A 15,521-nucleotide genomic window follows, 5' to 3' on the forward strand; every position below is an offset into this window, starting at 1 on the left:
CTCACTGGGGGTCCGCCCCCCCAATTTCAAAATTTTCTATCATGCCCATGCCTTCTGGCTGTATAATGTAATAAACGATATATGACAAGGGGGCTGGGCGATGAGCGAAGGGATAATTTTAATTGTGGAAGATGAATTGGCAATCCGCAAATTGATCGGCTTTAATTTGCAACGTTCCAACTTTGACGTGATTGAGACAGGTGAAGGGAAACATGCATTGTCCTTGATAAAAGAGCATGGCCCTTCGCTTATTTTATTAGATTTGACCCTGCCGGATATGGACGGGCTCGATTTATGCGCGCAAGTTTCTGAGAATCACCCAGGAATTCCAATTATCATTGTTTCTGCAAGAGGACGGGATATGGAAAAAATTATGGGGCTGGAGCTTGGAGCTGACGATTATATAGTGAAACCATTCAATCCGCTCGAACTCGTGGCAAGGGTCCGCTCGGTCCTAAGAAGGCTCAGCAGTACTACCAAACAACCCGACCCGGATGTCATCAAGACGGGACCCTTCGTAATCGAACTCCGAACCCAAAGAATTTATAAATCCGGGAAACAGATCAAAGTAACGAACAGAGAATTTCAAATGATCAAGCTGTTTACAGAAAAGCTCAACGAACCGATCACAAGAGACCAGCTTTTGGACGAGATTTGGGGATTGAACTATTTCGGCGACCCGAAAACAGTAGATGTACATATTCGCAGATTAAGAGAGAAAATCGAGGATGACCCTTCCAATCCAGAATATCTTAAAACCATATGGGGATTTGGATATTCCTTTTTCCATGATGAGGACGCGAAATGAAACGAGGTATTAAAAGAAGGCTTGTATGGAGCTATTTGCTCCTCATCACTCTCACTGTCGTCTTGTTTGAGACGATCATCTTATCGGCATTGATGATGTATTACAAGGAAGGTGTCAAACAGACACTACGCGATCAGGGAACCATGTTTTCCTCTTTTTACGAACAGGAATTCATCGAAGGAAAATTGAAAAGCGAAGCTGCCCAGCTATTGTCGCAATACAACTTTCATGTGAACGCCCAGGTGCAGCTTATCGATATGAAAGGGAACGTTCTGGCCGAATCCCACAAAACTGACTTGAAAAATATTTCACAGGAAAACGATGTGCAAGATGGGCTTGCCGGCTCCCTTGGCTATTGGACTGGAAAGGTTGACGGGGAGAAAATCATGTCCGTGACCAGTCCCTTGGAATCCGGCGGCGAGGTTATAGGAGCCATTAGATTTACGACATCACTTGTACCCGTCAATGCAGTCTTCACTGAAAATGCACTGATTCTCCTGGCTATTGGCGGCATCGTTATTATTTTTGCCGCATTAATCAGCTTTTTCCTTGCTGGAACAATCATCAAGCCGATCGGGCAAATGATCACCGCCGCAGAACAAATGGCTTCCGGACAATTCTCAACCAGAGTTCCCAAAGACAAGGATGATGAATTGGGACGGCTGGCTGACACACTGAACTACATGGCAAGCCAAGTCCAGGAACACGAAAAATTGAAAAATGAATTCATTGCCTCTGTCAGCCACGATCTCCGCACCCCGCTGACATCAGTCAAGGGATGGGCCATCACCTTGCACTCCATGGCGAAAGATGATCTGTTCCGCGAAGGACTCGAGGTAATCAAAAATGAAAGTGAACGCTTGTCGCGTCTTCTCGGAGACCTGCTTGATTTTTCAAGTCTATCCAGTGGAAGAATTTCATTCACATTCGATGAAGTGAACCTGGCGGTTCTCGCTCAGGAGGTCGTTCAGCAGCTGCAACCCAGGGCCCAAAGACAGGGCGTACAGCTCACGGCACAATTGAAGGAACCCGTTATCGAGATCAAAGCTGATAAAAACAGGCTGATCCAAGTATTCATCAATTTGCTGGACAACGCGCTTAAGTTCACGCCGCCTAATGGATGTATCACCGTTTCCGTCGAAAAACTTAAAACTGAAGCAATCATACAAATCTCGGATACGGGCATCGGCATTCCGGTCGACCAATTAGATTTCATCAAGGACAAGTTCGCCAGAGGGAAAGCAAAAGGGTCAGGCACAGGGCTCGGGCTTGCTATCTGTGAGGAAATCGTTAAGGGGCATAGCGGATCGCTTCAATTAACAAGTGCCGAAGGACAAGGAACAACTGTTGAAATCACCTTGCCTGTTACCTAAATTTAACCCTTTTTCCTAGTCAAAACGTTATAGTTTGGTAAAAGATCATTGGAGGGGCCTATGAAAAAATTCTATGTTTTATTCATTTTTCTGGCGGCCGCCACTTTTTCGACAGCCGGATGCAATATCCTTCCTGAACCAGGCAGCCTGATTCAAGCACCCAAGCAGGCAAATGCCAAGGCTTCGGACAGTAAAAATATGATTGGGGTAGCAAAGAAATATTTGCCGAAAGGGACAGTTTTGACGGCACCCAATTCCCCGGTTCATTCCGAAGCTGTCCTGATGGCCGACTTTGACGAAGATGGCCATGATGAGGCCGTTGTTTTTTATCAATCCAAAAACAGCTCAGGTCCCGTCGGCATATTTGTACTGAAAAAAGCCGGCGATCTATGGGAGAAAGTTTTTGCCAAAACAGGTGTAGGCTATGAAATCAGTTGGGCAAGCGCATCCGATATTACCGGTGACGGAAAAAATGAATTGTTGGTCGGATGGAAAATAGGAAATACTGCCGGCAGTACTCTTGAAATTTTCACTTGGAGAAAAGACGGAATGGATCTTGTGACAAAGGTGAACTACCATGAACTTGACTTGATTCACATAGGGAATGACCCGAAAGCCCGACTCGCCATATGGAAAAAGGACGGAAATGATATTTACGACATCGACTTATTGGAATGGAAAGGAAAGACGCTTCAGTCCGACAAGAACCACTACCCTTCTTATTTTCCCGAAGTCGTCAATTATTATAAACGCCGAACAGCCGCGGTGCCTGATGCATCCTATTATTGGTACTACCAGGCCGATGCCCTTTTGAAGGCGAATCTTCCTGAGCAGGCCCTTGCAGCGGTTGACGAAGGGATGTCCTTTAACATGGTTGTCCCAAGCTACAATCAATTCGTGGAACTCCGGGAAAAAATTGAACGGGCCATTACTTTGGAAGGAAATCGGAACCTGTCACTGGAACTTCGGGATGCAGGGATAACGATGGAAATCCCCAGGGAGATTGCTTCCTACATTACGGTGGAAGAAAGCCCATCAGATATGACCGGCTATGAAGCATCAGTATTTGTGTCAGCCGGTGACGAGAAGAAAAAGCTTTTTACCATTGAAATCTATTCAAAAGATATGTATATGCCAGAAGATGATTCCGAGCTTGAAAGAATAGCAGAGTCAGAACAGTTTGTTTACTTTGCCCGAAAGGCTGATGCGGTGCCTGCCGGCGGAGCCATCTATGAAAAAAGCTATGCCCTCGTGGATAAAATGATTGCCAATGTGCGGCCGGGAAATGCCTATCCTGCCGTTTCTAACTTAGAAAACGAATTGATTTTGAAACAAGTGAAAGATGCGGCGGACAAATATGCGTATGTCACGAGCGGGGGAAAAATGCCCGAAGGAATCATCGAAACGTTCACCAAAAATGAAATGGAATACCGCTATTTGGGGTCCGATCTGGATACAAAAGAAAAGCTATTTGAATTTTTATCGGATTCATACACACCTGCGGCCATCCGCTCTTACATTCTGCGTGCCAACCTCATTGAAAAGGATGGTAAATTGGCGCAGCCAAACGCAGATGGCAGCTCACTTTTAAATTACGAAAAAGCAGTCATCGTCAGGAAAAAAGACAACGGTACTGAAAAGGAATTCGATTTAAAAGTGCCGCTTGGAAACAGCCTGTCGTATGAATATGTCCACGTGGTTTTTTCCAAGACAAGGGATGGCTGGAGAATTTCGTCGGATTTGGGGACGTTTTAGAGAGGAAGCTTCGCGTGCGCGAAGCTTTTTTGATAGAGTCTCTAACGATTGCAGGAGTTGTGGGACCGTACGCTCCTAACCCTAGGTATGCGCGACATTCGCAATTATCCTGGGAAACGCCTCGTTACCCTCCGCCTTTTCAATTAAATGGCTTCATTTGACGGTTCTGTCAAATCCGGTTGTTCATCTTTCTTCTTTTTCCTCTTAGTTTTAGAGCCTTCTGAATAGATGCCGTAGATTCCACTGACGATTGCTGCGATGGAAAAGGTCAAAGTCCAATAGTTCATTCGTTAATCCTCCAATTTTCTATATAATCCGTAAAAAAATCCCCTTTGGCTATACCGCGGGGGAATCAATTAGAAGGTAAGTATCAGAAAGAATATCCACAGAATAATAATCGTTGAAATTGAGACTGCAACTAGCACATATACGAGAAAATCAAAGAACTCCTTCGATGGGCGCCGGCTCAACGTTGTGCACTTACTTTACAATTCTTTTGGCACCGACATATTTTGTTTTCCAATAATCCAGATCCATGGATTGAACACGGACCCCTTTGGATGTTGCTCCGATGAATTGCTTTTTACCAATATAGATTCCTACGAATGAAACTGTTTTTCCATTAGTTTTATAGAAAACCAGATCCCCTGCCTTAAGATCCTTCAACTTGACGCTTTGCCCCTTTTTAAACTGCTCAGCACTCGTGCGCGGAAGCTTCACCTTAAGGCTTTTCGAATAAACATATTGCGTAAAGCCGGATGCGTCAAACCCTTTTGGCGTTGTTCCGCCATATTTATAAGGCTTCCCTTTTAACGTTTGCGCGTAGGCTGCGGCCTTCTCCCCTTTCGTTTGAGTGGCAGCATCTGTACTCACGCCAAACATTGAAGAGAATAAGAGTGCCAAGGCCGTGACAATCGCGACAAATAATGATGACCTTTTTGCCGACAAACTGACTTCCATGAAATCCCTGCTTTCCTTTGATTTATTTTTGCTACAAGAACATCATATTCGGTTTCCGGATTCCATTGGTTTCTATTTGTTTAAAAATGGTTACACAAAGGTTAAATGGGGTCAAGAGAAAAAAAGGCATGTAGCCTGCTTGAAGTTAAATTTTAGGCCGCTCCGATGAGCTTGCTGAGGCCTTATCTCCATTTCCCTTCTACTTTTGAGGAAATACTATCCGGATTACTGAAATACTGTCCAACTTCTGAGAATACTATCCGGTTTACCGAAATACTGTCCAACTTCTAAGAATACTGTCCGGTTTACCGAAATACTGTCCAAGAGAGCACATATTAAAAGACGGGAGCTTTGTCCCCGCCTTTCCGCAAACCTTCCTTATATTTTCTCCTGCAAGTCCTCAATAAACGCCACAACCAATTGCACCGCATGCTCTAGGTCATCCATGTGAACACAGCCTGTGGCTGAATGGATGTAGCGGGATGGGAATGATACGCAGCCGGCCATCGCACCTTTTCCCCTGATGCTCATAGCCCATGCATCCGTTCCACCGTTCAATACGGCCTGCCGCTGATACGGGATGCTGTTCTTTTCCGCTACTTCTACGAGTTTGCGGGTTAATTTCTTCGGTACGTTGTTTCCGTGTCCAGTGTCAGGTGTCCAGTCATAGAACATGATTGCCGGTCCACCTCCAAGCGTGACTGGAATATCCTTTTCGGAGAGAGCCGGTGTCCCGCCGGATAAGCACACATCAAGTGCGAGTCCGATATCAGGCTGGATTTGGCCGGAGATCGGCTCAGATCCGCGTATTCCCATTTCTTCCTGTGTCGTTCCGACACCGTAAACCGTTGCCGCAATGTCCTTGTCTGCTAAACGTCTCATAACCTCAACAAGTACCGCACAAGCCGCACGGTTATCTACCGCTTTTCCGGTAAAAATTTTACTTCCGTTCAAGAATTGGCCGGTCCTTTCAAATGTGATGTAATCACCAATCTGAACGCCCAATGCATGGGTTTCTTCTTTGCTGGTTGTACCGACATCAATATACAATTCGTTCAACGGGATAGCCATCTTCGCTTCTTCCGGCGTAACGATATGCGCTGGCTTTCCGCCTGTGATTCCAGTGACCGGCCCTTTTTCCGTATTGATCGTCAACACCTGGTTAAAAGCTGTACGGCTGTCATGGTACCCAACCGGCAAAAAGTAAATGAAACCATCAGCGTCGATATTATGGACAATATAGCCGATTTCGTCCATATGAGCTGCCAGCATAATTTTAAAATCAGGGTTGCCTCCTTTTTTTACAAAGACCTGATTCCCTAATGCATCCTCAAAATAGTCATCCGTAATTGGCTGCAAATGTCCTTTCAAACAATCGGCGACGCGTTCTTCATCACCTGATACACCATGGATGGCATCAAATTGAACCAATAAATCTGATAATGAACTCATATTCTTCCTACCTCCAAAACTATTAATCTCACAAGCGCTTCCTTCCCCCTAAGCCTCATCATACAAGTGACATGCCACGAAGTGCCCCGGTTTTACCTCACGGAAATCCGGCACTTCCTCTGTGCAACGGGCAAAACATTTCGAACAGCGCGAAGCAAAACGGCAGCCGCTTGGCGGATCGAGCGGACTTGGAATATCTCCTTCCAATGTTACCCTGTCTTTCTTTTCCTTCGGATGATTGACTGGAATCGCATCAATCAAAGCTTGCGTGTAGGGATGCAGGGGCGTTGCATATAGCTCCTCCACGTCCGCCATTTCAACCATCTGTCCTAAATACATGACGCCAACCCGATCGCTGATATGCTCCACCACACTCAAATCGTGGGCCACAAACAATATGGTCAAGCCTAATTCCTCCCGAAGCGATGCTAGTAAGTTTAAAATCTGGGCTTGAACTGACACATCCAGAGCGGATACCGGTTCATCCGCAAAAATGAATTTTGGCTCGACTGCCAACGCCCGGGCGATGACAATCCTTTGGAGCTGCCCGCCGCTGAATTCATGGGGATGGCGGTCCATCGCATCCTTTGGCAGCCCAACCTGCTCCAACAGCTCCGCAATTCTCTCTTCCGCTTTTTTTCCGGTTGCAATACCGTGAACCTTTAATACTTCTTCAAGCGTTTGGCGAATCGTCATCCGCGGGTTAAGGGACGAATACGGATTTTGAAAAATCATCTGCATCTCTCGGCGGATATCAAGCAGTTCCTTGCCTTTTATATCTGTAATGTCCTTTCCCGAGAAAAACATGCGCCCTTCCGTTGATTCCTCAATTCTTAAAATGCACCTGCCAGTGGTCGACTTACCACATCCGCTTTCTCCGACCAGGCCGAATATTTCTCCCTCTTTAATGGCAAATGATATATTATCGACAGCTTTCAGGAGCTGGGTATGCTTTCCCATAAAATTTGTTTTTCCTGCCGGGAAGTACTTTTTCAAACCTTCAACTTGTAATAACGTCGACATGGCGCTCCTCCCCTTCCTTTTTAAACTGTCCGGCCACATGACACGCTACCCAATGTGAAGGCGCCAATTCTTGTAAAACAGGCTTTTCAACCTCGCAAAGCTCTGTTTTGAACTTACACCTTGCGGCAAAAGGGCACCCATTAATCTCTTTTGTAAGATCCGGAGGTGAGCCTTCAATCGGCTGCAGCTGTTCCTGTCTTTGGCCAAGCTTCGGCCTCGATTCCATCAGTGCCTGTGTATAGGGATGGAGCGGGCTGTCAAAAATATGCCCCACACTTGTGCTTTCCACGATTTCACCGGCATACATGACCGATACGGTATCGCAAATTTCAGCCACGACACCCAAATCATGTGTGATCATGAGAATGGCCATCCCATATTGCTCTTGCAGTTCTTCCATCAACCGTAAGATTTGCGCCTGAATTGTCACATCGAGTGCCGTTGTCGGCTCATCCGCAATCAATAATTTCGGTTTGCAGGCAAGGGCGATGGCAATCATCAAACGCTGCAACATTCCGCCGCTGAATTCATGCGGGTACTGATGGTACCTCTTTTCCGGCGAAGGGATGGATAAATCCTTCATGATGCTGACGGCCTCTTCTTTTGCCTGCTGCTTCGTCATCCCTTTGTGAAATCTTAGAACCTCGGCAATTTGTACGCCTACCTTAATCAAAGGATTCAGGGAAGTCATCGGATCTTGAAAAATCATCGAAATATCATTTCCTCTGATTTTTTGCATCTGCTTTTCCTTCAAGCGGGCAAGATCATTTTCTTCAAATAGAATTTCTCCGGCAGAAATTTTTCCCCTCTGGCTTTCAACCAATCTCATAATCGACTTGGCCGTCACACTTTTGCCGCTGCCGCTTTCTCCCACGATACCCATTGTTTCACCGGACTTAATGGAAAAGTTAACTGATCTGACAGCATGGGCTATCCCTCGTTCCGTCATGAACTGGGTTGACAAATTCTTCACTTCAAGCAATTGCCCCATCAAATAACCTCCTTTGCGGAAAATTTTTATTGTCGGCGAATGAGTGTATATACCAACATCACACATAGCGCAATTAGAAAATCAATGATAATTCCTACCATTAGTCCATGTCGGAGCATAAAGGAAATTCCTGCTGCCGCACTGACACAGACGGTAATCCAAACAAACAATGAAGGCACAGATATTTTTTTTTCTAAAAAAGCAATCGGGATCATTGCCGACCACATGAACGAAAAACAGAACATGACGTCTAAAATCGTCAACTTCGGAAACAAAATAACAATAATGGCTGCGACGATGACTGTCCCCGCTTTTATTGCTGCATCTGCCCGCCCATATGCTTGGTGGACAATATATCCCGAAATAGAAGAAAACAACATTACAATCAGAGTTACGACAAAAAGGGCGACTCCAAACTGACCTCCGAATTGCTGAATTACATTGATGCTCACTTCATCATTCAATGCCGGCCAGACCGCCGAAGCCTTTGCTACAAAGGAAAGTGTCCCAATGGACAGCGGAAGAAACAGCCATATGAAAGACGATAAGGTGAAAGAAAGCGCCCTTTTACTCTGTTTGATATTTGAATATATGCTCCAAATATGTTCATTCAAAAAGTTGTGCGCCGAAAATCGGAAAAAAAGGACAACAACAATCAGCCAGCTGGAAGGCTCATCCACAATCAACATATCCGTCGCCAAAAAATTGACTCCAGAGTATACTGTCGGAACGCTCACTTTTAAATAAACCAAAGTGGGTATCAAAACAGTCGTAATCAGCGACAAAATCACAATGAACAAGGAGCCGGTATATAGCTTCTTATTCCTCGCAAGAATAATAAACTGATAAAAGATCACCAGCAAACAAGCCGCGATAAAAAAATTCAAGCCGTAAAAAAGCTTTATGATCATTTTTCCTGCCAAAATGGCGATGATGACATTCTCCATTTGATATAGCCAACTGAAGGAACCTATCATTTGCTCCTTATGGACGAACGTACCTTCATTTCTTTTCAACAGCAGATAGACGAACAAAAAACTTGCAAGCCCTGCCAAGCAGTAGCCCAGTAACCCGATAACCCCATATTCATAGGAAGCTTGGGATGATGCGAGAAAGGTTATAAGTCCTATCGATTGACCGAGCAGAGCCACAATTCCCTTTCCCACTCCAAACGGCTTTTCTCCCAAAGGCGAATTGCTTTTCTGAATGTACCGCACTCCCAATAGCAGGAAAAATAAACTTAAAAGAATCGTAACCTGCAACGTTATGAACATGGATGCACGCCATCCTTTTTCAAACGGTACTGGCTTGGGGAAACGCCCTCCAACTTCCGAAAAGTTGATGAGAAATAATCAGGGCTGCTGAATCCGACCCGGTTTGAAATGAATTGAATGGATAGGTCTTTGTTTTCCAGCAGGTCCTTCGCCCGCTCAATTCTGATCTTCGTCAATACATCAACGAACGTAACTCCCAGGTTGTTTTTAAAAATCCGGCTCAAGTGTGAAGCGCTGAGGTGCACAACTTTCGCCAAATCATTCAAACTAATGGAGCTGGCGTAATTGGCCGATAAATAATCAAGGCAATGCTGGATGATCGATTCATCTTTATTTTGTGTATCCTGTATGGCACTGTAAAAGGACTTTCCTAAATCTGCCGGGGAATTGACGACCTCCCCCACTCCAAACATCCACCCAATTTCTTGAAACTCTGCTGCCAAAGCCATTTTAAGAAATGAAAGCTTCTCTTTAATGTAATGGGTATTCAAATCTTCACTTTCCATCAAATACGCCCAGACACCTTTGATTGGATGAGGAACTGCAATAACTTTTTGTAATCCTTCGGAAAATTTTGCATCCCATTTTTCCTTCTCAGGCTGCGAATCACTTTTCATTTTCACAACAACCACGACATTCGGCTGTATGGGGAGGTGTAGGAAATTTATATATTCTTCATTCGAATCATCCTGCAGCCAGCTTTCGACTGCTGTTTGCAAAATGAATGAATGCTCACTTTTCATGTGTTCAATTTCTTTGCCCATTTTTTTAAAAGCTTCAATAAACTCTTCCGGAATAACAGGCTTCAGTAAATAGGCTGAAGCTCCGGAAGCGATGGCCTCCTTCGCATATTGAAACTCTCCGTACGCGGAAATAAGAATGACTTTCAAATGAGGCCATTTGCGCTTGATCCGTTTTAACGTCTCGATTCCATCCCAGCCTGGCATTCGGATATCAAGACATACAATATCGATCTTGTGCTTTTCTAAAATATCCCACGCCTTCATTCCATTTTCAGCAGTAAAGATTTCCAAAGAAGGGTCAAACGAATGAAGAATACTTTCAATATTCAAGAGTTCTAATGGCTCATCATCAACTATTAGTACCTTCATCAAACCCCTCCCCCTGTTCAATATTTTACTTTTGATAAAAGATCTTCACCTCGCTTACCGTTTCATTTCCTTCCCTTTTTATCATCAGGCCGCTTCTCCTGCCAAACTGTTCAACTAAGCGGGAATGGACATTTTTAAGGCCGATATGAAGATGATTGTCAGCTGACGGAAGACCTTGTTTCCACTTTTCAAAGCCATCAATTACTTCATCGCTTACGCCGACGCCATCATCTCGTATTTCAATTTGCAATTGGTCTTCAACTGCCTTTGCCGACAGTGTGATCCGCCCTCCTTCAATGGCAGGCTCGATCCCATGAATGCAGGCATTTTCGATTAAAGGCTGGATAACGAGCATCGGAATTTTTTCATCCATTAACTTTTCAGGAATAACGAACGTCCAATCCAGTCTGTCTCCAAATCGAAGCTTTTGAATAGATAAATATTGCTTAGCGTATTTCATCTCGTCTTTTAAGGTGATGAGAGCCTCTTCGTTTTCCAGATGGTAACGCAGAAGAGATGACACGGAATAAATCGCCTGCTCGGCCTCTTTGTTTTTCTTCAGCCGAATCAAAGTCGAGATTGTATTCAATGTATTAAAGAGGAAATGTGGACGAATTTGGGCGGATAATTGGAGCAGCTTTGATTCGTTCAATAATACTTCCAGCTCCGCCCTCTCTTTCTCAACTTCGAGATAGTCCACTTCTTTTTCTGTAATCAAAATCATGACAATGGCTGTAAGGCTGATCATTCCGCCGACAATGCCCAAAATGATCAAAGCCGTAAATAGATTAAGTGATAACAGCATACGCCCTCCAATTATGCAAGAGTCATTGTTTTCGCTGTTTCGGATCAAGTACGCTTTGCAGTCCGTCACCAAATAAATTAAATGAAATAACCGTAATCATAATGGCAAATCCCGAAGCAAGAGCAACGTTAGGAGAAACCAGTAAATATTCTCTCCCTTCCGATAGCATATATCCCCAGTCCGCTGTAGGCGGCTGTACTCCAAGACCCAGGAAGCTGAGTGCAGCCAAATCAATGATGGCATACGCAAAGTCGATGGTTACCTGCACAATAATGGGCGATATACAGTTGGGCAGAATATGACGGAAGATGACACGTGCGTGCGAGAAGCCCAGAGACTGGGCAGCATCCACGTATGATTGTTGTCTTTCGACGAGTGTTACGGATCTCACGAGTCTCGCGATCATCGGCACGTACACAATGCCAAGTGCAATCACCGCATTTTCAAATCCGCGCCCGAATGTTGCAACGATGATGAATGCCAAAAGAATTGTCGGGAATGCCAGGATGACATCCCAGACACGGTTAATGAGATTATCGATTTTTCCTCCGAAATACCCGGAAACCAATCCGAGCGGAACACCAATAACTACGGAAAATATCACAACAAGCAAGGCGCCGAGCAATGTAGTTCTCGTCCCATATATAATCCTGCTGAGAATATCCCTGCCCTGCATGTCTGTTCCAAACCAATGGGCAGCCGATGCGGGCTCCAGCGATTTATCCAAATCCTGGACATTGGGATCAAATGGGGCAATGAGCGGCGCCAACAGCGAAATCATTATGATCATAATAATAATGATTCCCGCAACCACTGACAATTTATTTTTAAAAAAAGGAGATCTCCAAATACTTCTTTTTTTATCGAGTTCATTTAACACCTGTGCAGGCGGCTGGCTTTGCAGTTCCATCAAATCCCTCCCCTCTATTTATAACGAATTCTAGGGTCGATCACAGCATAAAGGACATCGACCAGCAGATTAATCAAAAGGAACGCTACAACCATAAACAGCATCGTTCCTTGAACGACAGGGTAATCACTTGTCTGCACGCCATTGATAATGAGACTCCCCAAACCGCCAAGGCCGAATGTATATTCAACGAGGACCGTCCCTACAATCAGTACGCCAATCTGGATACCGGTAACTGTCACCAGTGGCACAAGCGCATTTCTGAGCGCATGTTTCAATATAATGACATTTCGCGGCATTCCCTTTGCCACCGCTGTTTGAATATAATTCGTGTTCATGACCTCAATCATTCCGCTTCTAGTAATGCGCGAATTCAGCGCGATCATATTAAAACTCAAGGCTAGTGAAGGCAGCAGAAGATGGACAAGGTTCTCCACAAATCCATCGCCCGCGCCAAAGGCGGGCAGCCAATCCAAATGATATGAAAATAACAAAACCAATAAAATTCCCGTAAAGAAAACGGGTGAGGAAACACCAACAAATGCAAACATCGTAGACAGATGGTCCATCCACGTATTTTTCTTGATGGCGGACAAAATTCCCAACGGAATCGCAATCAACAATGTAATGATCATACTCATCACAATCAGCTGCAAAGTGAGTGGTAACCTCTCAATGATCATGTTTGTGACAGATTGCTTCATTTTATAGCTCTCGCCCAAATCCCCGCTGGCCACGTTTTTCAGCCAAATGGCGTACTGTTCAACAATAGGTTTATTCAGATGGTATTTCTCGCGGATATTATCCAACACTTCCGGCGAGGTTTGGTGCCCGCCCGCCATGATAAGCGCCGGATCTCCGGGGACCATTCTTGACATGCCGAAAATCAGGATTGAAACAATGAATAAAATGGGAATCAAAATAAATAAACGCCTGGCAATATAGCTGGCCATGATCTCACCTCCTGTTAAGAATAGCGCAAGGCGCGCAGCCTTAGGCGACAAGCACAAGGCGAATTTTGAAGAGGCAGTTCCTCAGTCACCACAGCAAAGCAGCTGACTTTAAATACCTCGTGTGAAGCATCCCTGAGTGTCCTTCATGCAGTTTTACTATGATGTTCCATAACTTCCCCGAACTTGCTATGCTGCAGAACCACATTCATCCTGAATAAGCTTCTTGTAACTTGTGACCTCAAGCCGATGGCGCCTGGAGCTAGACATAACGTATACTTTTCAAATAAAAAACTTAGTCTAATCTTTCTTACTTTACTTTCATAGATGAGAGAAACCCCCTTCTTCATTTGAAAAAGGGGTCTCTGCAATTATTTCAGTTTAATATCTTTCAAGAAACCATCCCAATACCATAATGGAGTAATGTGATAGCCTTCCACATTGTTTGTCATGGCCATCATTTGTTTTTGATGGCTGAGTGTAATCCACGGAGAATCATCAGCAATAATTTTTTGTGCTTGAATCATCAAATCTGCCCGTTTCTCATCATCAGTCAATTTATTTTGCTCAGCTAAAAGTTTGTCTACTTCAGCATTTTTGTAGTTGGCATAGTTTGCGCCGCCGTCTCCCGTATTATCGGAATGGAACAATGGATGCAAGTTACCGGATGGATCAGGGAAGTCAGAGCCCCAGTTTTGGATCGCAATATCGTAATCCCTTGCGCCGCCAAACGTGTGTGACATCAATTCTTCGCCAGTTAACTTTTCAATCTCAAGCTCGATACCAAGCGGTTTAACTGCAGCTTGTAGAGCCAAAGCCGCATTCATACGCAAGCTGTCGCCATCAGTGATGATTTTGGCTTTAAATCCGTCAGGAACACTTGATTCGGCGAGTAATTCTTTAGCTTTTTCAATGTCATATGAATAGTCAGGTAATTCTATGTATGCCGCTTCCCATTTATCTTTGGCGAATGTCCACATGACTGGTGGCACAGTGGAACCTTCAGCAGCGATACCCGCATCTTTTACGATTTGCTTCAAGATTTTTTCTTTATCCAACGCGTAATTTATTGCTTGTCTTACTTTTGGATCCGTAAAAGGTTCTCTTTGAGTATTAAACTCAATTCCGTCAATTAAGTAACTGTCTGATGTATCAACTCTTGCATTATCCATTTCTTCTATTTTCCCTAGTAGATCAAGCGGCAGTTCTGTTGCGATATTTAATTGACCTGTCTTTAAACCGGTAATTCTAGTTGTACCTTCTGGAATAATCTTGTAGACCGCTTTATCAATATAAGGCCCGCCCTCTTTATTCCAATAGTTTTCATTTTTCTCAAGGACAATTTCAGATCCTGTTTGCCAGCTGACAAATTTAAACGGACCAGTACCCAAAAGGCCGCCTTCAGGTTTACCGAAGTTGTCTTTATGCTCTTCATAATACGCTTTGCTAATTACGTGTCCGGCTGTTGTTGCAGGTGCGTATTTAAATAAAGCATCTGGCGTGGATAATGTAACTTTTACTGTCCAATCATCTTCTTTTTCAATCTTCTCGATGTTATCATACATCCAGCCCACATAAGAAGCAGTTGCCGGATCCTTAATTCTTTCCATCGAAAAAAGAACATCGTCAATCGTCATTGGGGTACCGTCAGAAAAAGTCACGTCATCCCGCAAATGATAAATATACGTCAACTCATCTGGGTTTTCCCACTCTTTTGCAATATTTGGTACAAGACCGCCATTTTCATCGAATTTCAAAAGACCTTCGGTAATTTGATTAACGACCGGTCCCGTTGAAAAGTCATAGGCAAAAGCCGGATCAATCGCAACAGCATCTTGTGCTAACCCAATTGTAATTGTCCCACCCGATCCATCGGACTTAGATGACTTGGAGCCTCCTCCTGACTCTTTGCCGCCTGAGCAGCCCGTAAAAATGAAAAGCATGAAAGCGGTTATCAAAATAAGTAATGCTTTCGTTCTATTTTTCAACTTTAGTCCCCCTTTTCCTACATTTATTAAAATTATAATGAACTTTCGGAATTAGAGTTTTAAAATTTGATCATATTTTCAGTGATATTTTATCGAAGTGAAAAAGAGACAGGTTGTCAA

The 15,521-nt window shown here is 44.2% G+C and carries 14 protein-coding genes; 3 read left to right on the forward strand and 11 right to left on the reverse strand.

Annotation, left to right across the window (positions count from 1 at the left end; translation table 11 throughout):
- Nucleotides 1-100 precede the first annotated feature (100 nt).
- From D4T97_RS11645 to D4T97_RS11655, 3 genes are read left to right on the forward strand one after another with little or no spacing between them, the layout of a single operon-like run.
- A complete protein-coding gene (locus D4T97_RS11645) occupies nucleotides 101-808 on the forward strand; it encodes a response regulator transcription factor (RefSeq protein WP_126050866.1) in 708 nt (235 codons plus the stop codon).
- On the forward strand, nucleotides 805-2,181 hold the full coding sequence (locus tag D4T97_RS11650; protein WP_126050868.1) for a sensor histidine kinase: 1,377 nt from the start codon (nucleotides 805-807) through the stop codon (nucleotides 2,179-2,181). Before D4T97_RS11645 ends, D4T97_RS11650 begins: the two co-directional genes overlap by 4 nt.
- Nucleotides 2,182-2,241: 60 nt before the next feature.
- A complete protein-coding gene (locus tag D4T97_RS11655; RefSeq protein WP_126050870.1) occupies nucleotides 2,242-3,936 on the forward strand; it encodes a DL-endopeptidase inhibitor IseA family protein in 1,695 nt (564 codons plus the stop codon).
- A gap of 143 nt (nucleotides 3,937-4,079) precedes the next feature.
- Here the strand turns inward: D4T97_RS11655 and D4T97_RS20520 are convergent, their stop codons facing one another.
- The 11 genes from D4T97_RS20520 to D4T97_RS11705 all read right to left on the reverse strand — a co-directional run bounded on the left by D4T97_RS20520 (nucleotide 4,080) and on the right by D4T97_RS11705 (nucleotide 15,401).
- Nucleotides 4,080-4,223 (reverse strand): hypothetical protein, encoded by a 144-nt coding sequence (locus tag D4T97_RS20520; protein ID WP_164525552.1) that lies wholly within the window; start codon nucleotides 4,221-4,223, stop codon nucleotides 4,080-4,082.
- Nucleotides 4,224-4,416: 193 nt separating this feature from the next.
- Complete coding sequence (locus tag D4T97_RS11660) at nucleotides 4,417-4,896, reverse strand: C40 family peptidase (RefSeq protein ID WP_126050872.1); 480 nt, start codon at nucleotides 4,894-4,896, stop codon at nucleotides 4,417-4,419.
- A 378-nt stretch (nucleotides 4,897-5,274) separates the two neighbouring features.
- Complete coding sequence (locus D4T97_RS11665) at nucleotides 5,275-6,348, reverse strand: M42 family metallopeptidase (protein WP_126050874.1); 1,074 nt, start codon at nucleotides 6,346-6,348, stop codon at nucleotides 5,275-5,277.
- A 48-nt stretch (nucleotides 6,349-6,396) separates the two neighbouring features.
- Entirely contained in the window at nucleotides 6,397-7,371 is a 975-nt protein-coding gene (locus tag D4T97_RS11670; RefSeq protein ID WP_126050876.1) for an ABC transporter ATP-binding protein, read from the reverse strand.
- The gene (locus D4T97_RS11675; protein WP_126050878.1) at nucleotides 7,349-8,362 is read right to left on the reverse strand and encodes an ABC transporter ATP-binding protein; all 1,014 of its coding nucleotides are present in this window, start codon (nucleotides 8,360-8,362) and stop codon (nucleotides 7,349-7,351) included. Before D4T97_RS11675 ends, D4T97_RS11670 begins: the two co-directional genes overlap by 23 nt.
- Nucleotides 8,363-8,388: 26 nt before the next feature.
- Nucleotides 8,389-9,636, reverse strand: a complete 1,248-nt coding sequence (locus D4T97_RS11680) for a hypothetical protein (RefSeq protein WP_126050880.1) — start codon at nucleotides 9,634-9,636, stop codon at nucleotides 8,389-8,391.
- Nucleotides 9,627-10,748 carry a response regulator transcription factor gene (locus tag D4T97_RS11685; protein WP_126050882.1) on the reverse strand — a complete coding sequence of 374 codons (1,122 nt, stop codon included), beginning with the start codon at nucleotides 10,746-10,748 and terminating at the stop codon, nucleotides 9,627-9,629. Before D4T97_RS11685 ends, D4T97_RS11680 begins: the two co-directional genes overlap by 10 nt.
- Before the next feature lie 25 nt (nucleotides 10,749-10,773).
- Nucleotides 10,774-11,553 carry a sensor histidine kinase gene (locus D4T97_RS11690; protein ID WP_126050884.1) on the reverse strand — a complete coding sequence of 260 codons (780 nt, stop codon included), beginning with the start codon at nucleotides 11,551-11,553 and terminating at the stop codon, nucleotides 10,774-10,776.
- Nucleotides 11,554-11,575: 22 nt separating this feature from the next.
- Entirely contained in the window at nucleotides 11,576-12,463 is an 888-nt protein-coding gene (locus D4T97_RS11695) for an ABC transporter permease (RefSeq protein ID WP_126050886.1), read from the reverse strand.
- A gap of 14 nt (nucleotides 12,464-12,477) precedes the next feature.
- Nucleotides 12,478-13,416 (reverse strand): ABC transporter permease, encoded by a 939-nt coding sequence (locus tag D4T97_RS11700; protein WP_126050888.1) that lies wholly within the window; start codon nucleotides 13,414-13,416, stop codon nucleotides 12,478-12,480.
- Nucleotides 13,417-13,784: 368 nt separating this feature from the next.
- On the reverse strand, nucleotides 13,785-15,401 hold the full coding sequence (locus D4T97_RS11705) for an ABC transporter substrate-binding protein (protein WP_126050890.1): 1,617 nt from the start codon (nucleotides 15,399-15,401) through the stop codon (nucleotides 13,785-13,787).
- Nucleotides 15,402-15,521: the final 120 nt, after the last annotated feature.

The organism is Siminovitchia acidinfaciens (assembly GCF_003605385.1).
Lineage (GTDB): Bacteria > Bacillota > Bacilli > Bacillales > Bacillaceae_C > Siminovitchia > Siminovitchia acidinfaciens.